25 protein-coding genes and 1 pseudogene are annotated in these 25,977 nt (G+C 43.0%); 14 read left to right on the top strand and 12 right to left on the bottom strand.

Going from position 1 to position 25,977, the window contains the following annotated elements; translation table 11 throughout:
* Positions 1-155: 155 nt before the first annotated feature.
* Positions 156-754 (bottom strand): annotated as a pseudogene (locus tag ACO1B7_RS01935) (phosphatase PAP2 family protein).
* A 164-nt stretch (positions 755-918) separates the two neighbouring features.
* On the bottom strand, positions 919-1,623 hold the full coding sequence (locus ACO1B7_RS01930) for an SIMPL domain-containing protein (RefSeq protein ID WP_423089729.1): 705 nt from the start codon (positions 1,621-1,623) through the stop codon (positions 919-921).
* Between the two features lie 474 nt (positions 1,624-2,097).
* Between ACO1B7_RS01930 and ACO1B7_RS01925 the strand changes: the two genes are divergently transcribed.
* From ACO1B7_RS01925 to ACO1B7_RS01880, 10 genes are all read left to right on the top strand, one after another.
* Complete coding sequence (locus ACO1B7_RS01925; RefSeq protein ID WP_004730105.1) at positions 2,098-3,471, top strand: diaminobutyrate--2-oxoglutarate transaminase; 1,374 nt, start codon at positions 2,098-2,100, stop codon at positions 3,469-3,471.
* A gap of 3 nt (positions 3,472-3,474) precedes the next feature.
* A complete protein-coding gene (locus ACO1B7_RS01920) occupies positions 3,475-5,007 on the top strand; it encodes a pyridoxal phosphate-dependent decarboxylase family protein (protein ID WP_423089728.1) in 1,533 nt (510 codons plus the stop codon).
* A 212-nt stretch (positions 5,008-5,219) separates the two neighbouring features.
* Entirely contained in the window at positions 5,220-6,407 is a 1,188-nt protein-coding gene (locus tag ACO1B7_RS01915; RefSeq protein ID WP_423089727.1) for an MFS transporter, read from the top strand.
* A 458-nt stretch (positions 6,408-6,865) separates the two neighbouring features.
* Positions 6,866-7,897 (top strand): substrate-binding domain-containing protein, encoded by a 1,032-nt coding sequence (locus ACO1B7_RS01910; protein WP_004279710.1) that lies wholly within the window; start codon positions 6,866-6,868, stop codon positions 7,895-7,897.
* Positions 7,898-8,001: 104 nt separating this feature from the next.
* Entirely contained in the window at positions 8,002-9,381 is a 1,380-nt protein-coding gene (gene pstC, locus ACO1B7_RS01905; RefSeq protein ID WP_422196488.1) for a phosphate ABC transporter permease subunit PstC, read from the top strand.
* Positions 9,381-10,772: a phosphate ABC transporter permease PstA gene (gene pstA / locus ACO1B7_RS01900; RefSeq protein WP_423089726.1), complete on the top strand. Its 1,392-nt coding sequence runs from the start codon at positions 9,381-9,383 to the stop codon at positions 10,770-10,772. The genes pstC and pstA overlap by 1 nt, the downstream gene beginning before the upstream one ends.
* A gap of 13 nt (positions 10,773-10,785) precedes the next feature.
* On the top strand, positions 10,786-11,700 hold the full coding sequence (gene pstB / locus ACO1B7_RS01895) for a phosphate ABC transporter ATP-binding protein PstB (RefSeq protein ID WP_423089725.1): 915 nt from the start codon (positions 10,786-10,788) through the stop codon (positions 11,698-11,700).
* Positions 11,701-11,852: 152 nt separating this feature from the next.
* The gene (sohB, locus tag ACO1B7_RS01890; RefSeq protein WP_044112889.1) at positions 11,853-12,815 is read left to right on the top strand and encodes a protease SohB; all 963 of its coding nucleotides are present in this window, start codon (positions 11,853-11,855) and stop codon (positions 12,813-12,815) included.
* Between the two features lie 109 nt (positions 12,816-12,924).
* On the top strand, positions 12,925-13,356 hold the full coding sequence (locus ACO1B7_RS01885; protein ID WP_004279718.1) for a hypothetical protein: 432 nt from the start codon (positions 12,925-12,927) through the stop codon (positions 13,354-13,356).
* 57 nt (positions 13,357-13,413) lie between these two features.
* On the top strand, positions 13,414-13,653 hold the full coding sequence (locus tag ACO1B7_RS01880) for a hypothetical protein (RefSeq protein WP_129717543.1): 240 nt from the start codon (positions 13,414-13,416) through the stop codon (positions 13,651-13,653).
* 65 nt (positions 13,654-13,718) lie between these two features.
* Here the strand turns inward: ACO1B7_RS01880 and ACO1B7_RS01875 are convergent, their stop codons facing one another.
* The 9 genes from ACO1B7_RS01875 to ACO1B7_RS01835 all read right to left on the bottom strand — a co-directional run bounded on the left by ACO1B7_RS01875 (position 13,719) and on the right by ACO1B7_RS01835 (position 21,334).
* The gene (locus ACO1B7_RS01875; protein ID WP_423089724.1) at positions 13,719-14,366 is read right to left on the bottom strand and encodes a DUF2238 domain-containing protein; all 648 of its coding nucleotides are present in this window, start codon (positions 14,364-14,366) and stop codon (positions 13,719-13,721) included.
* An 89-nt stretch (positions 14,367-14,455) separates the two neighbouring features.
* A complete protein-coding gene (gene purB, locus ACO1B7_RS01870; RefSeq protein ID WP_423089723.1) occupies positions 14,456-15,844 on the bottom strand; it encodes an adenylosuccinate lyase in 1,389 nt (462 codons plus the stop codon).
* Between the two features lie 54 nt (positions 15,845-15,898).
* On the bottom strand, positions 15,899-16,630 hold the full coding sequence (hflD, locus tag ACO1B7_RS01865; protein ID WP_423089722.1) for a high frequency lysogenization protein HflD: 732 nt from the start codon (positions 16,628-16,630) through the stop codon (positions 15,899-15,901).
* Positions 16,631-16,637: 7 nt separating this feature from the next.
* Positions 16,638-17,777, bottom strand: a complete 1,140-nt coding sequence (gene mnmA / locus ACO1B7_RS01860) for a tRNA 2-thiouridine(34) synthase MnmA (protein WP_348939734.1) — start codon at positions 17,775-17,777, stop codon at positions 16,638-16,640.
* 4 nt (positions 17,778-17,781) lie between these two features.
* The gene (locus ACO1B7_RS01855; RefSeq protein ID WP_423089721.1) at positions 17,782-18,267 is read right to left on the bottom strand and encodes an NUDIX hydrolase; all 486 of its coding nucleotides are present in this window, start codon (positions 18,265-18,267) and stop codon (positions 17,782-17,784) included.
* 234 nt (positions 18,268-18,501) lie between these two features.
* A complete protein-coding gene (locus tag ACO1B7_RS01850; protein ID WP_278357486.1) occupies positions 18,502-19,032 on the bottom strand; it encodes a gamma carbonic anhydrase family protein in 531 nt (176 codons plus the stop codon).
* Between the two features lie 111 nt (positions 19,033-19,143).
* Entirely contained in the window at positions 19,144-20,292 is a 1,149-nt protein-coding gene (dacC, locus tag ACO1B7_RS01845) for a D-alanyl-D-alanine carboxypeptidase PBP5/6 (protein WP_004279731.1), read from the bottom strand.
* Between the two features lie 128 nt (positions 20,293-20,420).
* Entirely contained in the window at positions 20,421-20,801 is a 381-nt protein-coding gene (locus tag ACO1B7_RS01840) for an MCR_0457 family protein (RefSeq protein WP_005104587.1), read from the bottom strand.
* 161 nt (positions 20,802-20,962) lie between these two features.
* On the bottom strand, positions 20,963-21,334 hold the full coding sequence (locus ACO1B7_RS01835; RefSeq protein ID WP_004279733.1) for an MCR_0457 family protein: 372 nt from the start codon (positions 21,332-21,334) through the stop codon (positions 20,963-20,965).
* Between the two features lie 111 nt (positions 21,335-21,445).
* On the opposite strand from ACO1B7_RS01835, the gene surE reads away from it, so the two are divergent.
* The 3 genes from surE to ACO1B7_RS01820 all read left to right on the top strand — a co-directional run bounded on the left by surE (position 21,446) and on the right by ACO1B7_RS01820 (position 24,180).
* Positions 21,446-22,234, top strand: coding sequence for a 5'/3'-nucleotidase SurE (surE, locus tag ACO1B7_RS01830; protein ID WP_420937431.1), 789 nt, complete (start codon positions 21,446-21,448; stop codon positions 22,232-22,234).
* A 94-nt stretch (positions 22,235-22,328) separates the two neighbouring features.
* Positions 22,329-23,159 carry a peptidoglycan DD-metalloendopeptidase family protein gene (locus ACO1B7_RS01825; RefSeq protein WP_005104583.1) on the top strand — a complete coding sequence of 277 codons (831 nt, stop codon included), beginning with the start codon at positions 22,329-22,331 and terminating at the stop codon, positions 23,157-23,159.
* 91 nt (positions 23,160-23,250) lie between these two features.
* Complete coding sequence (locus ACO1B7_RS01820; protein ID WP_004279736.1) at positions 23,251-24,180, top strand: LysR family transcriptional regulator; 930 nt, start codon at positions 23,251-23,253, stop codon at positions 24,178-24,180.
* A gap of 59 nt (positions 24,181-24,239) precedes the next feature.
* Here the strand turns inward: ACO1B7_RS01820 and ACO1B7_RS01815 are convergent, their stop codons facing one another.
* Complete coding sequence (locus ACO1B7_RS01815; protein ID WP_420937430.1) at positions 24,240-25,451, bottom strand: aspartate aminotransferase family protein; 1,212 nt, start codon at positions 25,449-25,451, stop codon at positions 24,240-24,242.
* A gap of 160 nt (positions 25,452-25,611) precedes the next feature.
* On the opposite strand from ACO1B7_RS01815, the gene grxD reads away from it, so the two are divergent.
* On the top strand, positions 25,612-25,953 hold the full coding sequence (gene grxD, locus ACO1B7_RS01810) for a Grx4 family monothiol glutaredoxin (protein WP_004279738.1): 342 nt from the start codon (positions 25,612-25,614) through the stop codon (positions 25,951-25,953).
* Positions 25,954-25,977 lie beyond the last annotated feature (24 nt).

The following is a 25,977-nucleotide window of genomic DNA, read 5'->3' as shown; positions in this document are numbered from 1 at the left end:
AAATTTAATACCTAAAATAAAATACAATAAAAACATAATGTTAAGCATTGAATAAATCACAATCATATGGCGATTTACTAAATTATTCAGATTCAAGTTTAGAGATTCAAAAAATCCCGCTTTCGAGCGGGTTTTTTATGACATTTTAATTAGATTTATTTGATCCAGCCCATTCGAATTAAAGGCGAAAATACCCAATAATGAATACCCAAAATAAAGTTTATGATTTGATTCTCATATTTCCACCACAGCGGCAAGCCAGCTAAATTTACTATTATTGCCATCAGGAATGCACCCAGCATATCAATTGGAAAATGCACACCGACATAAACACGCGACCATGCCACCAGCCAAGCTGTCCAGATTAGAATTCGTCCCAAGTCTCGCTGCGGTGAAAAATAATAGGCGAAGGCAATCCCACTAAAAATACTCATATGGTTGCTGGGAAAAGAACCAGTCGGTGCATGTTCAATCAGGGTGCGACCAACATCCATCACAAACGGGCGTGGGGTATTGAGTACCGCAGACAATACTTCACTCATCAATAATGTAATAGCTGTAAAGATGAAGGCTTTAATAATCCCCATTTTTACTTGGTAACTACCACGGAACCAGGCAATAGAAAAAAAATCAGCAAAAAGAGATAAACCAGGTCATGCGCAATCAGGGAGGCATAGTTGATTATCCAGATCGAGGCTTGGTCGGGTACATTTAAGATATGAAACAGGTAAAGATTCAATTGGTCAAGGGACATGAGCAGAGAAGACTGGAATAAATGTCCGTTAATCTAAACCGGTCAAACCTCAATTCCTACCTGAGTTTGTATGAATTTGTAGCCTCGCTTTTTAAAGAATATCCACATGATAAAGAACCACCCAAAAGGGTGGTTCTTAAAAGTGCGAATAATATAATGAAGTCTTATTTAAACTGAATCGCCCCATTCGCGCTGACCGTCATTTGCGATTCACCCGCCGCAACTTCCTGCTCAGGAACCGCCATATCAGCCGATGCAGATTTCATCATGGCCATACGCGGTACTGGCTGTGGTGAATAATTGTTAGTATTCAGGTTTAAGTTCACCAGTTGATAACTCGGTTTGTTCCAGGTCTGGGTGAGTGCCTGTGCGCGTTGCTGGAAGTTTTTGGTGGCTTCAATCATCAGCTCGCTTTCAACTTTTTTACGCTTTTCGTCAGATACCTTGAAATTAATTGACTGGGTCTGGAAGTGCTGTTGTAATTCAGCAATCAATTGAGATGTCGCTTTAAAATCTTTTGATTCCAGACGAATCTGGGCACGACCACGCCATTCTTTCAATTTGCGGTTGTCATTGTCATAAATAGGGTAAGTGCTTTGTGCACCTGTCTCGATTTCCACAGTGGGATATTTGCGTGCTGTAGCGATCGCCTGATTCATCAGCTGGTTAATTTGAGTGGCCAGTTCAGCCGGCTGTTTGTTGGATTTTTCAATATAAAGCACAGCATGCATTTCATCATTTGAGATTTCACGGCTGGCCTCTGCTGAAAGATTAACAACATTATAATTCAGAGATTCAGCAGGAGCTGCAAATGCGCCTGTGGCGAGGGTGCTGGCAAGGATCAAACTGGTAAGTGCTAAGAGACGCATGAAATTGTCCTGTTTTTCTTAAAATTGGCCATCTAAGCCGTTGTTAAAATATTAAATCTCAATTGTGATCTTTTTACGAAATATTTGTCGTAAGAGTGTTAAATTTTCTTTAATTTTATCTCATTATTTGATTTATATTTATTATTAATAATTAAACACTTAGTAGATAATTTTAAGATTGATTACCGGAATGTCGCCTGCGCTACAAAAAAGCATAAAAGAACACGCTTTTCTTTCTGCTGTCACACTGTAAGATGATGATTTAGGGGATGGATTAGCATGATGTTTTTTTTCGATAAAGATTAGGACAAAATGTGACTGAAAGTTGTTTATTTTCCTGAAAAATTCGGTATCATCCGCCTCCTAGTTATTCGAATACAAAACTGCTAGCTAGAACCTTATAAAGCGCCGAGTCAAAGGACCAAACGTCACCAGACTTATTTCTTTCACCCATATCAGAGATGGTAATTCGATATGAGCGTTACTTCTGTAAACCCTGCCACCAATTCCACAAACGAATACTACTTGACTCGCCAAAGTCAGATGGAATCGAATGTGCGTAGTTATCCACGTAAATTACCGTTAGCGATAGCGAAAGCACAAGGTTGCTGGGTTACCGATGTTGAAGGTACTGAGTACCTTGATTGTTTAGCTGGGGCAGGGACGTTGGCTTTAGGCCATAATCATCCTGCAGTCATTCAAAGTATCCAGGATACGATTGCAAGTGGTTTACCATTGCATACCCTGGATCTTACTACTCCTTTAAAAGATGCTTTTACTGAAGCACTTCTTTCTTATCTTCCAGGTGGCCAGGAAGAATACTGCTTGCAGTTCTGTGGTCCATCTGGTGCAGATGCAACTGAAGCCGCGATTAAACTAGCAAAAACCTTTACTGGTCGTAGCTCAGTGATTAGCTTCTCTGGCGGTTATCACGGTATGACTCACGGTGCATTGGCAATGACAGGTAACCTGTCTGCGAAAAATGCAGTGAACGGCTTGATGCCGGGTGTACAGTTCATGCCATACCCGCATGAATATCGTTGCCCATTGGGGCTTGGTGGTGAAGCCGGTGTTGATGCCCTGACTTACTACTTTGAAAACTTCATTGAAGATGTAGAAAGCGGTGTGACCAAACCTGCAGCTGTAATTCTTGAAGCAATTCAAGGTGAAGGCGGTGTGGTAACTGCGCCAGTAAAATGGTTGCAAAAAATCCGTGAAGTGACTGAAAAACACAACATCGTGTTGATTCTTGATGAAGTTCAGGCAGGCTTTGCGCGTTCAGGCAAAATGTTTGCATTCGAACATGCAGGGATTGAACCTGATGTCGTAGTGATGTCTAAAGCTGTAGGTGGTAGCTTACCGCTTGCCGTACTTGGTATTAAACGTAAGTTTGATGCTTGGCAGCCAGCAGGTCATACCGGTACTTTCCGTGGTAACCAATTGGCGATGGGTACAGGCCTTGCAACGATCAATACCATTAAAGAACAGAACCTGGCGCAAAATGCACAAAAGCGTGGTGATTTCCTGCAAGCTGAACTGAAAAAACTGGCTGCTGAATTCCCATGTATCGGTAACGTGCGTGGCCGTGGTCTGATGATCGGTGTTGAAATCGTAGATGAGCGCAAAGATGCGGATCATATGGGTTCTTTGCCTGCTGATGGTCAGTTGGCTGCAGCGATCCAAACCGCTTGTTTCAACAATAAATTATTGCTTGAGAAAGGTGGTCGTAACGGTACAGTGATTCGTTTACTTTGCCCGTTGATCATTACTCAAGACGAATGTGTTGAAGTGATTGCTCGTTTCAAAAAATCGGTTGCTGAAGCACTAGTTGCAGTTCGAGGCGCATAATTCATGGTAGATTTCGCAGAACATCGTAAAGCGTTACTCTGCAATGATGCTGCATCCATTGCTGACTATCAGGCTGGCATGGACCAAGCGACCAAAGCGGTTGCGGCATGGTTGCAAAACGACAAAATGTACACGGGCGGCAGTATTAAAGAGCTGCGCAGTGCAATTGCATTTCATCCTTCAAAAGAAGGTTTGGGTGTAGAAAAATCTCTTGAGCGTATGGTTGAGCTATTCCTTAACAAGAGCTTAAAAGTGCATCATCCGCATTCACTTGCGCATCTTCACTGTCCAACGATGGTGACTAGCCAGATCGCGGAAGTGCTGATTAACGCAACCAACCAGTCAATGGACTCATGGGATCAAAGCCCGGCAGGTTCATTGATGGAAGTTCAGTTAATCGACTGGTTACGTCAAAAAGTGGGCTATGGTGCAGGTCAGGCCGGTGTATTCACTTCTGGTGGTACACAGTCTAACTTGATGGGCGTATTGCTGGCGCGTGATGCTTGCATCGCGAAAAACTGGAAAGACGAAAACGGTAATCCGTGGTCGGTTCAGCGCGATGGTATTCCTGCGGATGCGATGCGTAATGTCAAAGTCATCTGTTCTGAAAATGCACATTTCTCTGTGCAAAAGAACATGGCGATGATGGGCATGGGCTTCCAGTCTGTCGTGACTGTACCTGTGAATGAAAATGCACAGATGGACCTAGACGCGCTGGAAAAAACCATGGCGCATCTTCAGTCTGAAGGCAAGATCGTGGCATGTGTGGTAGCGACTGCGGGTACAACTGATGCTGGCGCGATTGATCCATTGAAAGCCATTCGTGAAATCACCAATAAATATGGCGCGTGGATGCATATCGATGCGGCATGGGGTGGTGCACTGATTCTTTCGAATGACTATCGTTCTATGCTGGACGGGATTGAGCTATCTGATTCAATCACGCTTGATTTCCATAAGCATTATTTCCAGACCATTTCTTGTGGTGCGTTCCTGCTCAAAGATGAAGCGAACTACCGTTTCATGCATTATGAAGCTGAGTACCTAAACTCTGCTTATGATGAAGAGCATGGTGTTCCTAACCTGGTGTCGAAGTCGCTACAAACCACGCGTCGTTTTGATGCATTGAAATTGTGGATGACGGTAGAAGCATTGGGCGAAGAGCTTTATGGTTCAATGATCGATTATGGGGTTGGCTTAACGCGTGATGTGGCAGACTACATTAAAGCGACTGACGGTCTCGAGCTTCTGCTTGAGCCTCAATTCGCGTCTGTCTTGTTCCGTGTGGTTCCAGCGGGCTATCCGGTTGAATTGCTGGATACGCTCAACCAAAACGTAGCAGACGAACTGTTTGCACGTGGTGAAGCGAACATTGGTGTGACGAAAGTGGGTCAGGTTCAGTCTCTGAAAATGACCACTTTAAGCCCGGTGGCAACGCTTGATAACGTGAAGAACTTGCTGGCGCTAGTGCTTGCAGAAGCGGATCGTATCAAAGATTCAATCGCTGATGGGACTTATACACCGCCAATCGCATAAGCGGTTAAGTGTGAAAAAAAGGAGATCGAAAGATCTCTTTTTTTTTATAATCAAATTTTAGTTTTAGATGCCAGGATCAAACTAGCCTCAATATATAAATATACCTTTTAAGTCTTTGCTGCATGTTTTTCAAAATTATAAGCTATTCAAAATAAAATGGAAAACTTGGAAATATGGAGCAAAATATACAATAAAAATCACTCATCAAAACAGTGATTGATCAAGGAATTTCTAAATATCAGTGGATGGTCATTGCACTTTGTTTTCTGATCGCATTATTTGATGGTTTTGATACCCAAGCTGTTGCATTTACCGCACCAGCCTTGCTAGTACACTTTGATTTAGAAACAGGCGCATTAGCACCGATTTTAACTGCAGGTATCGTAGGAATGACGATAGGTGCAATGCTCTTAGGACTAGTAGGGGATAAATTAGGACGTCGAAAAACATTAATCATATGTACGGTCATTTTTTCTTTAGCAACTATATTTATTGCGTATGCGACGAGTGTTGATCAAATATTGGTATTGAGATTTATTGCTGGATTGGGGATGGGCGGAGCGACACCTGTGTTGCTTGCATTGGCTGCTGAATATTCTCCGCAACGTTTCAAAGGCACAGTTACCACAGGCGTTTTGTTAGCCTTGCCAGCAGGGGCGATGTTAGGTGGTTTACTGGCTGCCAAGATTTTGCCAGTGCTAGGTTGGCAAGGGATTTATTTGATTGGCGGTGGATTCCCGTTGCTATTGCTGTTTGTCATGTATTTCTTGTTGCCTGAATCTTTGGAATATTTAGCGCAAAACAATAAAAGTTCCTCTTTGAGATCAATTCAAAAAATTCTCAATAAAATTTCTCCGGGGATTGGCGAGATTAAAGCCAAAGACCTACTTCAGCCAAATAAGACACAACAACAAAAAGCCAAGTTGGCGATCTTGTTTCAAAATAATTTAGCTCGTACTACCATTGGCGTATGGGGTACTTATTTCTTTAACTGGATTGCGTGGTTCATGTTGTTATCGTGGTTGCCGACTGTATTGAAACAGGCAGGATTGGCACCGGAAAATGCGCCTTATGCATCCGTTACAGTAAATGCTGCCTTTATCTTATTTGCCTTGCCATTAGCTTATTGGCTACCTAAATTAAATACAGCTAAAATTCTCACTTTTATGCTAATTACAGGATTAGTGATCGTCGCTGGTTTAGGTTTATTTATTGAAAGTAATCAGTGGGGCTATATCTTCGCTTTGATTGCATTGGCAGGATTTGGAATTGGCGGAATTGTACTCACGCAATATGGTGTTTCAGGTTATTTTTATGCGCTTGGCGTACCTTTAGTATTTGCTCTTTGCTGCGTATTCCTGATTAAATATCGTATTCCACAGGTTCAGGTAGATGCATAATATTTTTGTATGTAGTTAGATTGAAATTCTGTATTTAAATAAAAAGGAGATCGAAAGATCTCCTTTTTTTTGTGGGCTTAAAAAACAAAATGGTCATTTCCCAGATCGAAATTCACCACAAAAACATGGAAGGTTTGAATCCCGTTTAGCTTGTTATTTATTTGTCATAGGCTTATGTAAAGCTGGGGAGTAGGATTTATCCTGAGTTCAGGTTTATAAAAATTGTTACATGTCATTGGTCTAAAATTTTTATTGAAGTGAATGACAAAAAGAACTTAATCATTGAAATCCATAAAAATTTAATCAAGAAAAAACCGCTAGATTAAAAATCACTAAATCGTAATAAAGCTGTAACTTATCTGTCATATTCTAAAATCAAAATGCAGGTATCGAAAGAAGTACAAAACTGAATAAAAAGTGGTGTACTCCAAATTTGCATAAATGAGAGAGATACTAGAATGCGCTTTACAAATATAGCTTTAGCATTAGCAGTAACCGGGGCAACTGCTGTAACGACTGCACACGCAGCACGTGACACCATTCAAATTGCAGGTTCTTCAACTGTACTTCCATATGCCAGTATCGTGGCAGAAGAATTCGGTAATACTTTTCCACAGTTTAAAACACCAGTTGTCGGTTCTGGCGGTTCTTCAGGTGGTTTAAAGCAGTTCTGTAATGGCGTGGGTGATAACACGATTGATATCGCAAACTCTTCTCGTCAAATCAAGAGTACAGAGCTGGCAGAATGTAAAAAGAATGGCGTTAACCAAGTCCTAGAAATCAAAATTGGTTATGACGGTATTGTGTTTGCATCGAATGCAAACAAAGCGGCTTATAAACTGCGTCCACAACATGTCTTCGCTGCACTTGCTGCACAACTTCCATCAAATGGAAAAATGGTCGCTAACCCGTACACGCGTTGGAACCAAATTGACAAAGCACTTCCGAATGAACCTATCACCCTGGTAATTCCTGCGTCGAATCATGGTACGCGCGAAGTCTTCCAGGAGAAAATGGTGGATGCAGGTTGTGAAACGTATGCTGCAATTAAGTCTCTAGACAAAGATGCTAAGAAAAAAGCTTGTACAACATTCCGTAAAGATGGCCGTGTGGTTGAGATTGCCGGTGACTATACCGAAACATTGGCACGTTTAAAAACTTCTCCAAGTGCGGTAGGTGTGTTTGGCCTAGGTTTCTATGACCAGAACCGTGACCGTCTACGTGTTGCTACGGTGAACAATGTAGCGCCTTCTGAAAAGACCATCTTGAATGGTGCTTATCCGGTATCACGTCCATTGTTCTTCTACGTAAAAGGCGAGCACTTGAAATCAATCAAAGGCTTACCGCAGTTCACAGAATACTTCCTGAACAAGAAAGTATCTGGCAAAGGCTCTAAGCTGGAAAAAGCAGGTCTGATTTCAATGTCTGATAAAGAACGTGCAGCAGTCCTGGCAAATTTCAAGGCTGGTAAAGCGGTGGTTGTGAAGTAATAAATGATTTTGAAAACGCTGGTGGTAGGGTCAACCTACCATCGGCTTTTTGCGATAAACAAGTTTTTTCAAACCATGAAAATTGAAAAAACAGTGGAGAATACATGAATCTGCTACTTATAGGTGTGTTATTGGCCATCATGGCCATAGCCTATCAAATCGGATTAAGTAAAAGCCGTAGCTTAGCAGGTAAGGGAAGCAATTCTGCAAACTTACACTCGCGTCCCGGATATTATGGTGCCCTGGTTGCACTATGGTGTGGTATCCCTGCGTTTTTAATTTTGATTGTTTGGAACATGGTGGAACCCACTTTTCTGGAGCAGGTGGTACTCAACCATTTGCCAGAAAATGTTTCTGCTAGTCTGGATCCGGCAAGTTTGAGCGTTGTGATTGATCGCGTTCAGGCACTTGCCTCAGGTTTCGGGGTGAGTGATACACCTGCAGCCTATGAAGTTGCAGCGGCAGAACAGCTGGCGAAATTCTCGACCATTGGTACCTTTGCCAAATTGGCAGTAGTGATTTCGGCTGCACTGGCCGGTCTGGTCTGGGCCAAGAAACATATTAGCCAGGAATTCCGTGCGCGTAACCAAGTCGAGAAAATGATTAATATCGGCCTGGCATTGTGTTCAGGTGTGGCGATTCTGACCACTCTCGGGATTGTGATGTCGATGTTTGGCGAGGCGATGCGCTTCTTCAGCTTCGTCAGCCCACTGGATTTCTTTTTTGGTACTGAATGGAACCCCGGTTTTAGTACCTCGGGTAGTGCCGAAGGCAGTTATGGTTTATTGCCTCTGCTATGGGGTACGCTCATGGTCAGCGGGATCGCACTTTTGGTTGCGGTTCCAGTTGGCCTGATGATTGCGATCTATCTGGCGGAATACGCCTCCCCGCGATTCCGCTCTTGGGCAAAACCTACGATTGAAGTGCTGGCGGGTATTCCTACGATTGTCTATGGTGTCTTTGCCTTGATGATCATCGGTCCATTCCTTAAAAGCATGGGTGCCCTGGTCGGACTCGAAATTAATGCGACCAGTGCGCTGACTGCCGGTCTGGTGATGGGCATCATGATTATCCCGTTCGTGTCTTCTTTGTCAGACGACATCATCACTCAGGTGCCGCGTGCCTTACGTGATGGTTCTTTGGGATTGGGTGCGACTAAATCTGAAACGATCCGTCAGGTGGTTTTACCGGCAGCCTTGCCGGGTATTATCGGTGCATTCCTCTTGGCTGCGTCGCGTGCAATTGGTGAAACCATGATCGTGGTTCTTGCAGCCGGGAACAGCCCGCAGTTGCATGCCAATCCGCTTGAAGCCGTATCTACGGTCACGATTACCATCGTGAATCAGTTAACTGGCGATACTGATTTTGCTAGTCCACAAGCACTGGTGGCCTTTGCACTAGGATTGACGCTATTCGTCATTACCTTAGGTTTGAACATTGTTGCACTGATCATCGTGCGTAAATATCGTGAGCAATACGACTAATGAGTACTTCAAATACAACGCCTGTGGATCAGCGTATTGATCCATCCATCGCTGCCGAGCTGCGTGAAAAGCGTAAGAAGACCATTCAAAGCTCTTTAGCAGGACGCCACCGTAAAGAAAAAGCGTTCCGTTTGTTTGGTTTTTCTGCGGTATTGGCCGGTTTATTTTTTGTGGTATTGCTCTTCGGTAGTATTTTGTCCAAAGGTTTACCTGCATTCTGGCAAAGCAGCATGAGTTTGCCGATTCATTTCGATCCAGCCATTGTGGATATTGGTCCAAAACCAAAGCCAGCTGCAGGAGAATCTCCAGCACAGTTTGAAGATCGCTTTATCGCATGGCAAACCGAAGTCGGAATGGTGGATTGGGATGCGTTGATTATCAACGGTATGATCGCCAAAGACAGCAAGCTGGAAAGCCAGCGTGATGAACTGGGTTCTTTATATACCAGTTCAGAAGCTTACCGTTTGCGTGACATGGTCATGAATGATCCGAGTCTGGTCGGTCAAAGCAAGGAAGTGAAAATTCTGGCGGATGCCAATGTCGATGTCTGGTTGGCGGGAAATATTGACCGTGATCTCCCTGATGAACAGCAGCAGCTCAGTCCAGAAATTCGTCAGGTGGCGGATGACATGAAAGCCTCAGGTGTGATTGAAAACAGTTTCAATACCAATATTTTCACCAGTCCTGATTCGCGCAGCTCACCGGCAACTTCTGGATTGGCAGGTGCCTTCATGGGCTCGCTGTTTATGATGATGATCGTGATCTTTATCTCGATTCCAATCGGGGTCGCCTCAGCGATCTATCTGGAAGAATTTGCACCGAAAAACTGGATTACCGATGTGGTCGAAGTCAATATCAACAACCTGGCAGCCGTTCCCTCAATTGTCTTCGGTCTATTGGGTGCAGCGATCTTCATTGGCTGGATGCATTTGCCACTGTCAGCACCATTGGTGGGTGGTCTGGTACTGAGTCTGATGACCTTACCGACTGTGATCATCACCACACGCGCCTCACTTAAAGCGGTTCCACCTTCGATTCGTCAGGCAGCTTTGGGCCTCGGTGCTTCCCGCATCCAGACGGTATTCCATCACGTCTTGCCTTTGGCTTTACCGGGTATTTTGACGGGCGCAATCATTGGAGTTGCACAAGCTTTGGGTGAAACTGCACCATTGTTATTAATCGGGATGAGTGCTTTTGTTGCCAGCGTTCCAGCCACACCATTTGACCAATCAACGGCTTTACCTGTACAGATTTTCTTATGGCAAGGCAATGAATTGCGTAACTTCTTTGAAGGGCGTACCGCAGCAGCAATTATTGTACTTCTGGCCATGATGATCAGCTTGAACAGCTTGGCCATCTGGTTACGTAAGAAATTTGAAGTCCGTTGGTAATAGGGGCAGAATCATGAACACAACTGTTATTCAAAATTCCTTAAAAAAGGATCAAATCGTGAATCCACAACAGACACAATTTACCTCGGATGAGGCGACTCAAAAGCCGGCAACTCCGTTTGTTTCCCAGTTCGATACACAAACCAGCAGCAAAAAAGATGCGAAGTCGACGAATGTGAAACTGAGTACTTCTGATGTGCATGTGTACTATGGTGAAGCGGAAGCGATTAAAGGCATTGACCTGAACATTTATGAAAATGAAGTGATTGCTTTTATTGGGCCATCAGGCTGTGGTAAATCGACCTTTTTGCGTACCTTAAACCGCATGAACGATACCATTGATAGCTGCCGTGTGACCGGTAAAGTCATGCTGGACAATCAGGATATTTACGATCCAAACCTGGATGTGGTATTGCTACGTGCTCAAGTTGGGATGGTGTTCCAGAAGCCGAACCCATTTCCAAAATCAATCTTCGATAATGTCTCCTATGGTCCGAAGCTGCATGGTTTGGCGCGTGACAAGTACGATCTTGAAGAAATTGTAGAAGGCAGCTTGCGTAAAGCCGGTTTATGGGAAGAAGTGAAAGATCGTTTGAATCAACCAGGAACAGGTTTGTCAGGTGGTCAGCAGCAACGTCTGTGTATCGCGCGTACAATTGCAGTCAGTCCGGAAGTAATTTTGATGGATGAACCGTGTTCGGCACTCGATCCCATTGCAACAGCCAAAGTGGAAGAGCTGATTTCTGAGCTATCTACGCAATATACCATCGCGATTGTAACTCACTCCATGCAACAGGCAGCACGTGTATCGGATCGTACTGCATACTTCCATTTGGGGGATCTGATTGAAGTCAACTCGACCGAGAAAGTCTTTACCCAGCCAGATCATCAGTTGACTGAAGCCTATATTACCGGGCGTTTCGGTTAATCCGATATCTAGAATAAGAGCCGCAAGGCTCTTTTTTTTATAGGTGAAATAGATGGTGATAATCGTAATAATTCTCGAAATAAAGTTGAAAAAAACCGAAATTGACCTAATCTAAAGGAATAAATCCGAATTAAATAGAGAATAGATTTTTTATGTTATTTCATACTCCGAAACTGTCCGCTGAAATCCGTATTAGTCATCTCAATGCGCGTATCAATGAACAACGAAAAAAAATAGCGCAAACTACTGGCTCTAAACTGGAACTTTTACAGTTGTCGCAACAACTGTCAAAAGAAGCGCGTGCGCGTAAGAAAACCAATCAAAAAATCTATGTACTCGATTTTAAAGGTGATATGGCGGCTTCTGCGGTAGAAGGTTTGCGTGAAGAAATCACTTTGATTCTGGCTACAGCTAAAGCTGGCCGTGACCGTGTTGTAGTGCGTCTGGAAAGTCCGGGCGGCATGGTTCATGGTTATGGACTTGCAGCAGCTCAACTGGTACGTTTACGTGAGGCAGGTTTTCATTTGACCATCTGTGTCGATAAAGTGGCGGCCAGTGGCGGTTATATGATGGCGTGTATCGCCAATGAAATTATTTCTGCACCATTCGCGATTGTTGGTTCAATTGGTGTAGTTGCTCAAGTACCCAATTTTAACCGTCTGCTGAAAGACAATAAAATCGACTTTGAACTCTATACCGCTGGACAGTACAAACGTACCGTGACTATGTTTGGTGAAAATACCGAAGAGGGCAAGGCCAAGTTTGAAGAAGAACTACAGCAAACCCATGCTTTATTCAAACATTTCGTTGAAAAGTATCGCCCACAGCTGAATATTGAAAAAGTGGCCACTGGTGAGCATTGGTATGGTCGGGATGCGCTAGATCTAAATCTGGTGGATAAACTGCAAACCTCAGATGAATATCTGCTCAACTTGTTAACCCAACATGATATCTATTCCATCCAGACCCGAAAAAAACCAACTTTGGGTGAAAAGCTGGGCCTGCAAGCAGCGCAAATTGCTGATTCACTGGTACCCACTGTCATGAATAAAGTCATGGAAAGCTTAAGTAAAGCCAATGCAAACTTGGTACAAATGCGTGATCCAAAACTTTAATTCAGTTGATCTTGAATGAATTTTAAAGCTCACTTCGGTGAGCTTTTTTATTTTTTGAAATCATATTGTTATGATATAAGTGGAGTACTCTGATTGAGTCTAGGCTCATATGCTCACGTTTATTTTGTTGCTTGGTTTTTTTAGTATCGTATTTATTCCGATGTTATGTATGCTTTATTCTGAAGCAAAATTAACTCAGGATAATTCTAAGAAGGTTTTGTTTTGGCTGAGTTTTCTACCCGGCGTTTGTATCTTTCTGCTGTATAGCTTTCTAAAGCCCAATGATCCACCTGTTATTCCATCGAAGGAATGTGGTGTTGTGCAGTTTTATCAGATGCATAAAGTTCGAGGTGGTAATGAATTTGAACGTGTGAGTATTCGCTTTGATGGCGCTCAATATAGTCGGCATTTATTTTTCGATAAGCATCTGGATAAAATTCCTCAAGGCCAAAAGGCCTGTTTTGAATATCTAGATAAGTTCAAATATCCACATTTGTCAGAATCTAAGTTTGTTCAATGGATTGAACCGAATGAAATGTAAACCAGCACTGAAACTAATCAGATAAAATAAAGCATATTTTATTGTTAGAGCAGAAACATGGCTATAGCTGAAGCATTTCTTGCGACGCAAAATTGTTATTTTAATTATGAATTTGAAGAACTTTATTTAGAGGATGATTTTCCTGAGGAGTTATTTGTGTCACTGCGTGGCATGATGTTCCGTCATGAGATTCAATATCCTGATGCAACCTATTTCATTTATTACAGTGAGATGTTGACGGGGAATGAACTGCAAAAAATGAAAGATGATTGGATGCGATATTGCCCACATTCATAATTGAAGATATGAATGTAATTAAATCCGTGATCCAAAACTTTAATTCAATTGATCTTGAATGAATTTCAAAGCTCACTTCGGTGAGCTTTTCTATTGGACGGTATCAACTGCAGACCGCCTGTTATCGCCGCACCAATCGTAGCAAGTAAGATGTCTTTGTGCGCATCCCACATATCCCCTTGTTGTCCATTATAGTTTTCAGCTTCCTCAGGAGATAAACCAATGGCAATCAGCCATTCCAGCCATTCATAGAGCATGCTACTGGCCACCACAAACTGAATCACCAGCAGAAAAATAACCACAGGCTTTTGCTGGGGCAGAAAGACCTGAAACAGGCGGTAGAAAATTGGATAAAGTAATAATCCATAGGTCAGATGAACAAAACGGTCGAACATATTGCGTGACCAGTGCATCGTTTCATTCAGGTTAAAGCCAAAAAATTGCTCGATCCACTGGTTATAGGGCACATAAGAATACAGATAGTGCGCTGCAATCACATGAACAATCAGAAAAACAATACATAAATTAAAACTTAAAAAGTTCAGGCCGATTTTATACAGGCAGATAAGGAGCATGATGATCATAAACACGGTGCCAGCCTGATGCAATACATAAGCTTCCAGCTCTAAAGGATGGATACTGGCAATCATAATCGCAAGAATTAAGATGCCCAGGCTCACATAGTGTTTGGCAGAAAGTTGATAATCAATCATGTCATTATTGTGAAATAATCTTTTTAGAATAAAATGCATTATAAATAAAAAAGCGAAGCCTGAGCTTCGCTTTTTCGTCTTATTGCAAATTAGATTTTAGCAATCAGCTCAGCCACCTGTTTGGCCTGTTCAGCTGCATTACCTGTATAAGATGCAGGGGTCATTTCTGCTAAACGCGCACGGTCAGCAGCAGGAACAGCTTCTAACTCGTTACCGTTTACGAAATCAACCATCATGTCGCGAGTCATGGCTTGACCACGAGTAAGGGCTTTTAATTTTTCGTATGGCTTTTCTACATTGTAGCGACGCATTACAGTTTGAATTGGTTCAGCCAATACTTCTTGAGCATTGTCTAAGTCTTCATTAATACGTGCAGCATTGAGTTCAAGTTTACCAATACCTTTAGCACATGCTTCGAAAGCAATTAAGCTTTGTGCAAAACCAACACCCATGTTACGAAGCACCGTAGAGTCAGTCAGGTCACGCTGCCAGCGAGAAATAGGCAGTTTTTCGCCAAGGTGTGCAAGTACAGCATTGGCAATACCCAAGTTACCTTCAGAGTTTTCAAAGTCAATTGGGTTAACTTTGTGTGGCATGGTTGAAGAACCAACTTCGCCTTCTTTTAGTTTTTGCTTGAAGAAACCAAGAGAGATATAGCCCCAAATGTCACGGTTAAAATCGATCAGAATAGTGTTGAAACGACGTAGCGCATCAAACAGTTCAGCCATATAGTCATGTGGCTCGATTTGAGTGGTATACGGGTTGAAGTCTAGACCCAAAGACTCTACAAATGCTTGTGAATGCGCAGGCCAGTTGATGTCTGGGTAAGCAGAGTAGTGCGCATTGTAGTTACCGACTGCACCATTGATTTTGCCCAGTAGCTCAACATTTTTGAACTGTTTGATTTGGCGTGCAAGACGGTAAGCCACGTTCGCCATTTCTTTACCCAAAGTCGTCGGGCTTGCAGTTTGACCATGAGTACGAGACAACATTGGCTGGTCTGCATGCTTTTCAGAAAGCGCAACGATTGAATCAATGATTTGCTGCATAGATGCAACCAGTACATCACGACCGCTTTTCAGCATCAAGGCATGTGACAGGTTGTTGATATCTTCAGACGTACATGCAAAGTGAATAAATTCACTGGCATTTTTAAGTTCATCGATATTAGCGATTTTTTCTTTCAGGAAATATTCAACCGCTTTAACGTCGTGGTTGGTGGTGCGTTCGATCTCTTTGATGCGATTAGCATCATCTTCAGAAAAATCGCTCACAATCGCATCAAGCGCTGCATTAGTTTCGCTTGAAAATGCCGGAACTTCAGTAATTTCCGGGTGGTTTGCAAGCGCTTGTAACCAACGCACTTCAACAGTCACACGAGCATGGATTAAACCAAACTCAGAAAGAAAAGGACGTAGAGCATCACATTTGCTCGCGTAACGTCCATCTAATGGAGAAAGTGCAGTTAAAGCGTTCATATCGATTCCTTAGATTTTGGAATTAAACGTAAAACGAAACACGTGCAGCATCAGTTAAACCACCTGAAACTGTAAACGCGCTAGATTCTGAATATCTTGTAGCAACTTGCGTTTGCCAAATACCATGCCCCAAGAGCTGCCACCGAGCTGGCGCCACAGATGTGCCATTTGCAAACCGGTAAATAAGGACGCACGAATGCGGTTGGTGTGTCCGGCATCTTTAAAGGCTTCGGCATTACCACGCACCATAATGCGCGGATTAATCTGTCCGGCAGTATCGACATAGGTTTGAGCGAGATTGGCAAGGATGCTGGGGTGCAGGTAATTATTGTCGAAAAAGGAGAGCTGTCTGAGAATTTTCTGTTGGGACTGTTCAATAATCTCAACAAATTTGGGATTGCTATAAACCTTCTTTTCTAATTGAAGAAGTGCCATCGCATAGGACATTGGAAGTTTGGCGCTGGAAAGTTTTGGAATTCTGGATTTTGGTGAAGTATTGAAAGGTTGGATAATACTGCTTTCTAATGTTTTTAAACCTAAGGAAATATCGGCCAGTTGATTAAAAAAGTCGAGTGTCTGGGCATTCTGATTGCTGCCGGGACGAATATTGAGACTGGCTTTAATCAACTGTTCAAAATAAAAGTTACCACTTTCACCAATACTTTGCTGTCCCGTCAATGCGGTCATATGGGTCAGCTGGGTGGCCTGAAACACACCCGCTAATGCCAAAGCACGATTTTGACGAGTATTCAACGTTGTGGCTGGTTGAAATGGTAACTCCGTCATGCCGAATTCATCCTTTTATAAAATCAGGTTTAGGCGCATTGGTATGATGAATCACACCACCTCCTAAACAAACTTCACCTGAATAGAACACCACGCTTTGACCTGGGGTCACTGCACGTTGAGGTTCATCAAACTCAACACGAACACCATTCGGTGCTTCTGAATCTTGATACACAGTACATGCCTGATCAGTCTGACGGTAACGGGTTTTGGCCGTACAGCGGAAACCTGTTTCAGGAATATCCTGCTCACCTGCCACCCAGTCAATTGCCTCACTCCAAAGTGTAGTACTTTGCATGAGAGGATGTTCATGGCCTTGACCGACCACCAGACGATTGCCTTCGATATCTTTATGCAATACGAACCAGGCGCCTTCAGCAGCCCCTTTCATACCGCCAATACCAATGCCACCGCGTTGACCGAGCGTATAGTACATTAAGCCGTGATGATCACCAACCTCTTTACCGTCTTCCAGTACGATTTTTCCGGGTTGAGCAGGTAAATATTGCTTTAAAAAGTCATTAAATCGGCGTTCACCAATAAAACAGATGCCAGTCGAGTCTTTTTTCTTGGCCGTGACCAGATCTAATTCTTCTGCAATTTTACGGACTTGTGGCTTTTCAATTTCACCAACAGGGAACAGGGTCTTATTAATTTCACGACCATGGACAGCATGCAGGAAGTAAGTCTGGTCTTTGTTATTGTCTACGCCACGAAGCAGCGGTGCATATTCTTCACCACGTGAATTGGTTGTGGTTTCACCGCGACGGCAGTAGTGACCTGTTGCAATAAAGTCTGCACCCAAGTTAATCGCGTGATCTAAGAAGGCACGGAATTTAATTTCTTTATTACATAAAATGTCTGGGTTTGGGGTACGGCCAGCCGCATATTCCGCCAGAAAATGTTCAAAGACACGATCCCAATATTCCATGGCAAAGTTTGCGGTATGCAGTTTAATGCCGATTTTGTCGCAAACGGCCTGAGCATCGGCAAGGTCATCCATCGCCGTGCAATATTCTGTGCCGTCATCTTCTTCCCAGTTTTTCATGAAAAGACCTTCAACCTGATAACCTTGTTGAAGTAAAAGGGCAGCAGAAACAGATGAATCTACACCACCTGACATACCGACGATGACACGTTGTTGCATAGGATTAGGCATCCAAATTTGAAATTAAGGGAGAATTCTGGTGCTCGTAAATGAGCGATAAAGGGTATTTTTGACCTGAAAGTGCATCTTGCACGGCTTTAATCACCAATGGACTACGCGCACGAGCAGATTCAATCAGTTCATCGAGCGTCATCCAGACTGCGCCGACAATATCTGTATCTAAAGTGGCATTTGGATCATAGTCGATGGAATTGGCCAAGAAACAGAAACGGTAATAGGTACGATCCGGGAACATCGGTGGAGTATAGGTATATATACCTAATAAGTGTTTTACTTCCACCCTATGACCTGTTTCTTCCATGGTTTCACGAATTGCGGCTTCGATAAGGGTTTCACCGCATTCCACATGACCTGCTGGCTGATTAAATACCGTGTGTGTCACACCTTCGGTTTGTTCTTCGACAAACAGGAATTTTCCGTCTTTTTCAACAACAGTTGCGACAGTGACATGAGCAGTCCAAGCGGTCATAAAGCAGCACCATGGAAAAGGATGCACTATTGTATAAAATTTTGCTGGCGGTGGCTATGATGGGAGGGGATTTCTTTGGGGAAGTTGGTTATTGAGTTTGACTCAGAAATCTTGTGGAACATTGATTGAGTAATAAGCGTGAAACGTGATAAATCATAAAAAACCTAGATCGGTATGTCTGGGTTTTTTATTAGGCTGGCAAACTATGAGTTAAAAAGGAAAAAAACATCAAGTTTATTTGTAATTCCCTGACACCTTCACATAATTCTGCGCAGAATAAGACAAGAATGCCATTTCTTTTTCAGTGAGCGGACGTGCTTTTTTGGCAGGGCTGCCCACATAGAGCCAACCACTTTCCAAAACTTTGCCCGGTGGAACTAGTGTACCTGCACCAATCATCACATCATCCGGAATGATGACATCATCCAGAATAATGCTGTTAATCCCGATTAATACGCGATTACCAATCGTACAACCATGCAATGTCACATGATGGCCAATCGTGACATCTTCACCAATGATCAAAGGCGAACCATTCGGTTTATCGGCTTTTTTATGACTGACATGCAACATGGCATGATCCTGAACATTCGAGTTTTTACCAATCCGGATCGAATTAACATCACCACGAATCACGGCAAAAGGCCAGACAGAGACATTTTCAGCCAAGACCACATCGCCGACCACGATTCCCATCGGATCGATATAACACGATTCATCAATTTGTGGAGTTGTGTCTAAATAAGAACGAATGTTTTGGCTCATGGTGATCTGCTCATTAAAAGTTTAAGGATCATGTGCATAGTATAAAATAAAAAGCACCCATCTGAATGAGTGCTTTGGTCTTAGTGCTAGACTAAAACAGTCTATTTAAACTTAGAACAAGTTTGAGAAGAATTGTTTAATGTGGTCGAGCATACGTGCGAAGAAACCAGCTTCTTCAACCGCGTTTAAAGCCACCAACGGTTTTTCTGAAATTACTTTACCATCCAGAGTCGCTACGTATTTACCTACGACCTGACCAGGCTGTAAAGGTGCAGTCAGTTTAGGCTGAACCACCAGCTGGGTTTTAATCGCGTTGGCCTGACCTTTCGGCATAGTCACATTAAAGTTTTCAGCAAGACCGATCTGAACTTCATCTTCCTTACCAAACCAGACTTTGGCTTTAGCAAGTACCTGTTTAGCCGGTTGAACATTTTTGGTTTCGAAGTTTGCATAACCCCAAGCCAACAATTCACGTGTTTGTGTCGCACGTTCCTGCATGGTTGGTGCACCAAAAATCACTGAAATCAAACGCGTAGGACCGCGTTTTGATGAGGTAGTCAAACAATAACCAGCTTCATCAGTGTGGCCAGTTTTTAAACCATCTACACTCGGGTCAGTATATAGCAGGGCATTACGGTTACCTTGCTTGATGCCATTAAAGGTAAATTCTTTTTCCGCATAAATCGGATAATATTTAGAACTGTCTTTAATGATGTGTTGTGCCAGCGTTGCCATATCTTTGGCAGTTGAATAATGACCTTCAGCCGGCATACCGGTTGAGTTCACAAAGCTGGTATTGGTCATGCCAATACGTTTAGCTTCCTGGTTCATCATATGTGCAAAGGTACCCTCGTTCCCTGCAATATGTTCAGCCATGGCTTTCGACGCATCATTCCCTGATTGAATAATAATCCCGCGAAGCATTTCAAGTGCAGTTGCCGTACCATTTAAAGGTACATACATACATGATTCCGCGCTACTGCCGCGACACCATGCTGACTCGTTCATGCGCACTTGTTCATCTTCAGTGAGTTCACCGCTCAATAGTTTTTGTTCGATGATGTAACTGGTCATCATCTTGGTCATTGAAGCAGGGGCTAATTTTTCATTTTCATTTTTTGAAGCGAGAAGTTGCCCTGTCTCGTAGTCCATTAGCACGTAGGATTTATTATTCAATTCTGGTGGTGCAGATAGGACAGTTGCTGCAAAGCTAAAACTAGGAACTAATAATAATGCAGCAAGGGCAGTTTTTTGGGTCATTTCTAGTGGGTTCCTATATCTTGATGTAAGCACGAAGAGCCTAGCATTTTAGGACAAAGCTAGGCTGACTTCTATGGGAAACCCGGTCTTATTTCAAAAGTATTGTAAGTTATCGGCAGAAAAGCAGCTTAATTGTTATAGGTGGTTAATTCATTACAAATCACCTGATTTTTTTTCTTGCCGGCTTTCTTGGCATCCGATTGTGCTTCGGCCAGAATATTGCGGAAATCGTTCTGTTTAGCCATCTGGTTTAAGCTTTCAACCGGATTACGCTGGCCCGGCATATACTCAGTCACCAGCTTGGTATAACCCTGATTAAACTGTGACTTGTCTTTGACCATGCTTGGACAGATTTCTGAAAGAACATAAATGGCTGCCAGTTCCTGTTTGGTCACTTGCTGAGTTGGGGTAACATTAATGTTTTCATCGGCTGCAAATGCAGAAGTTCCCAAAAGAGTGGCGGCAGAAATTGCGCAGAATGTTAAAGCTTGGAATATTGGATTTTTCATTGAAAACTCAAAAAATGGATTTAGAACAATAATTTGCCTAGCTTAAACTTATTTTTGAAATTGAAAAGTGGGAAAATGTAGCGAAGCTGTAGAATTATGAATAAATCTGTAAGAGAAAATAAGACGATGTTTACACCGTCTTATTTGAAAATTTAGCTGGCTTAGCCTTGGTAGTTCAGCATTTCTTCACAGACAGTTTTCTGCTCGTCTGAGCTGGTTTGCTTTGCACCCTGACGTGCTTCTTCAAGTAAAGATTTATATTCACTGTCTGCCTGTAGCTTTTGATAGCTCATGCCTTTATCTGAGTAGTCTGCAAGATAAGACTGGATCAATTGTTCAACGGTGCTGTTAAATTTTGGATTTTGACCAATGATTGCCGGGCAAACTTCAGCCATAACCTGTGCTGATGCAATATCTTCTTTTACAATGGTATTGTTTTCTTCAACAGTCAGATCGTTTGCCATGACTGAAGGGGAAATAAATGCTGCCAAGCTTAAAGTGAGAGCGCTAAATAAAGAGAATTTTTTAATCATCTTGAGCCACATATTATAAAGATGGATGTCGAGCAATAAATATATATAATTCCTGCACTAATACAATGAAATGTCCTAGTCAGTCATTTTTTAGCGTAACGAGATTTTTTAGTGAATATTTTAGTTTCAAATGATGATGGGGTGTTTGCATCCGGTATTCAGGCTTTGGCGCAAGCACTAAAGCCTTTGGGGCGAGTGGTGATTGTGGCACCGGAAAGTGAACGCAGTGGCTTTTCTAGTGCCTTAACTTTGGACCGCCCTTTACGCCCAATCCAGATTTCTCCTGATGTCTGGGCGGTTAATGGGACGCCGGCAGATTGCGTTTACTTGGCTATGAACGGGCTATTTGATTTTGAATTTGACCTGGTGGTTAGCGGGATAAATAGCGGCGCAAATCTGGGAGATGATATCTTGTATTCCGGTACAGTCGGGGCGGGCTTTGAAGGTCGTTTAACTAAACATCCTGCGATTGCCGTATCACTGAGTGGGCCGAATGTACGTGGCTATCAGCAGCCTCAGGATTATCAGTTGGCCGCCGAATGGGTGCATGATTTTATTGCTCGTGGTTTGCCTGTTCTGCCTGAGCGACATATTTTTAATATCAATATTCCAGATGTAACTGAATTGCAGGGTGAAAAAGTGACATATCAAAGTCGCCGCCGTCAGTCTAAACCGGTGACGAGTCATATAGATCCGCGTGGTCGTCAGGTATTCTGGATTGGACTCTCAGGAGAAGCAGTCGCAGACCCTAAGCCAGGATTTAACGAAATTGATTCGGACTTCTCTGCGGTCGCCAATTGCTATGTCAGTATTACCCCGATTCAGATGGATGCTACCAATTATGAGAGTCTGCGGAATTTACAAACACAATTGGCAGAAAATGCGTCCTTAGTGTTATAACTTTGTGAAAAACTCGCGATTGCAAGTATATTGCCGTAAAACTTTGCTAATCTTAACGGAATTTTGCAACCGTATAGCATTAGAGAGGAAGATAATGTTCTTGGTGTTACCGAAATGTGTCGTAGCTTCGCCTGCAACCCTGATTAAAACCCTCGTTTTATCGACCGTTGTTATTTCTACAGGAGTAATTACCGGTTGTGCCACCAAACCCCAGGTGAATAATGCAACGCGTTATGCAACAGCTCCTGATTTCTATACGGTGCGTTCAGGAGATACATTGAGTGGGATTGCAGCACGTTATGGACTGAACTATATCAGTGTTGCCGAGATGAATGATATCAGTGCGCCTTACCGGATTTATGTCGGACAATCAATCCGCCTGAAAAGCAATACTGCGCGCCGTAGCACCAGTACTCAGGCTATGACTCAGGCAGCGCCAATCCAGCGTCAAACAATTGCAGTGCCTACACCGGCACCGGTGACACCAGCAACCACAGTACAAACCACACCACGCGTCAATACATCTGCACCGGTTACGCCAGTATCTACGGCTGCAGGTTTACGTTGGGTAAAACCATCGAATGGTGCGATTCTTCAGCAATACAATTTAGCTTCTAATATCAAGGGCACCCGCTATAGTGGCAATGTCGGCGATCCGGTATTTGCAGCAGCAGACGGGCAGGTGGTGTATGCCGCTGATGGCCTGAAAGAATATGGCAATCTGGTGTTGGTGAAGCATATCAATGGCTATATCACCGCTTATGCACATAACAGTAAATTGAATGTGAAAAGTGGCCAAAATGTAACGGCTGGTCAAAAAATTGCAGAAATGGGATCAACTGGTACAAACCGTACCATGCTTGAGTTTCAGGTGCGCTTAGACGGCAAACCTATTAATCCTACTGCAGTTTTACCAAACAATTAAATAAATAATGCAAAGTGTAAATTTCGCCGTATAATACAATAAGTTGCTTTTATCAAATGATGGAGCACCTCATAAGTTTAGAGGGAAATTTATGTTAGATCAACTTCGAGCAATGGGTGTCTTTGCTTGCGTTGTGGAAAAAAACTCGTTCAGCGGTGCTGCCCGTGAATTAGGGATTACGACCAGCGCCGTCAGTCAACAAATTCGCTCATTAGAACACGATATGGAAGTCGTACTTCTAAATCGTTCGACGAGAAAATTAAGTCTGACCGAAGCGGGACAAGCTTTTTTCCATAGCTGTCAAGAAATGTTATCTGCTGCTGAACGCGGTAAAGTCCGGATCAATGAGTTACGTGATGATCTTGTGGGTGAGCTGCGTATCGTTTCTTTGCCAGAATTATGCGCGAATCATGTGATTCCTGCACTTTCTCATTGGATAGCTGCACATCGCGGCTTGGCAGTACATTTAGAAACAAACAATCATGAGGTTGATTTGTTGGATGGGCGGGTTGATATCGCCCTAAGATTTGAACAGAAAAATGATGAGCATAATCTTCAGGTTGTGCCATTGATGCAGATTGAGCAAATTCTGGTGGCGACACCGAGTTATATTAATCAAAGCACCATTATTTCGAAACCTGATGATCTTAAAAATCATGAGGTCTTGCCTTTAACGCATCTTAAAAACCATCAGTATTATCATTTCCAACATGTGAATACTGCAGAAAAAGCCGAGTTTGAACTGAAATCCCGTTTCAGTACCAATAACGGTTTGGTTGCAAAATCGATGTGCTTGCAGGGTAATGGGATTGCCAAGGTTTTATATCTTGATGCTAAAAAGGATTTGCTTAACGGTACTTTAGTTGAAGTTCTGCCTGAATGGAGACTGCCATCGATTACACTGTATGCGGTTATTCCGAAACGTGAACAACAACCGACAAAAATTCTTCGTTGTCTTGATACCCTGAAACAATATTTTAGCCAGATCTCTGGCGGACGTATGTTACAAAACGCATCATAGAGTGCAGAATAATAAAAAAGCCGCTTTAGAGCGGCTTTTTTAATTTTTAGGCTAGGGCTTTATGCCAAATAAGCTTTGATCATTTTCACCAGACGTTCGATCAATTGGTCTGCCTGCTCCTGGGTAATATTCAGGGTAGGCAACAGACGAACAACATTGCCTGCAGTGACATTGATAATCATCTTGTATTCATCGCGTGCAATCGCAACCAGATCACCGCATTCTTTTGGTAATTCAATCCCGATCATCAGACCGAAACCACGTATGATGACATTTTGATCTGCCAGCTTGTTACGCAGTTGGTCAACGATGTAAGCACCTTTTTCAGCAGCATTCGCGACGATATTTTCTTTTTGCATAATATCAAGAATGGTATAGACCACACGCGAACCCAGTGCTGTACCGCTATAGGTAGAACCGTGATTTCCAGCAGTTAATACGCCGACACCACGGCCTTGGGTCATTACCGCACCAATCGGGAAACCGTTTCCTAAGCCTTTGGCTGTGGTCAGTACATCCGGAATAATATTGGTGTGCTGGTAAGCAAAATATTTACCGGTACGGCCATTACCAGTTTGCACTTCGTCCAGCATCATCAGCCAGTTGTGCTGGTTACAGATTTGACGGATTTCTTCTAAATAGCTGAAACCTTGAGGTGTGGTATTCACACCGCCTTCACCCTGAATAGGCTCAATCAAAATCGCCACGATATCCGGGTGATTAATCGCAGCCTCTTCAATTGCTTCGATATCACCAAAAGGTACACGAATAAAACCTTCAACCAGCGGACCAAAGCCTTCTTGCACTTTTTTATTGCCTGTAGCAGACAAGGTGGCCATGGTACGACCATGGAAAGACTGGTCAGCAACAATAATTTTTGGTGAAGCAATGCCTTGCATATGACCGAATTTACGTGCAATTTTGATTGCACCTTCATTGGATTCTGCACCACTGTTCGAGAAGAATACTTCTTCCATGCCTGCAACTTCAGCCAGTTTTTGTGCGGCAGCCGTTTGCCAAGGCACTTCAAATAGATTGCTGGTATGAATCAGGGTCGCTGCCTGTTCAGCAATCGCTTCGGCAATGACTGGATGTGCATGGCCCAAACCACATACGGCAATGCCGGTTAATGCATCTAAATACTCTGTACCATCTTCGGTATAAAGATATGCACCTCGTCCTCGGACAAAGCTGATCGGTTGACGGCCAAAAACAGGCATCAAATGAGACGGTTGATCAGTTTGTACCGGTGCGAGGGTAATATTATTCATGACTAACTCTTAACTGTTAGGTGGAAAGAAAAACTTATATAAGCAAAAACCCGCTCAGATTTAAAGGGTAATTGTAAATAAAATTGGAATTATTGCTTTAGACATACTGTTTTGCCTGGATTTGGGTATAATGCGAGACAGATGAGTTGAGGATTTATCAATGACTGAACAAGCACGCGATACCGAAGCGTTAATTCGTGACCAAATTGCAAAACACGCAGTACTTCTTTACATGAAAGGCACACCGCAATTTCCACAATGTGGTTTTTCTGCACGTGCAGTAGAAGCACTCAGTCAAATTGGTCGTCCGTTTGCTTATGTAAACATTCTGGAAAACCAGGACATTCGCGCGATGTTACCACAAATCGCCAACTGGCCGACATTTCCACAGCTTTGGATCAATGGTGAGTTGATCGGTGGTAGTGATATCATGCTCGACATGTTCCAAAAAGGTGAATTAAAGCCTTTAGTTGAACAGTACAGCCCGGCAGCTGATGCTTAATTTTGTATTAAATTAAGTTCAGAT

The organism is Acinetobacter lwoffii (assembly GCF_049367455.1).
Taxonomy (GTDB): Bacteria; Pseudomonadota; Gammaproteobacteria; order Pseudomonadales; family Moraxellaceae; genus Acinetobacter; species Acinetobacter lwoffii_W.
The sequence above is the reverse complement of the archived record's forward strand: the minus strand, read 5'-3'. Positions and strand labels throughout refer to the sequence as shown.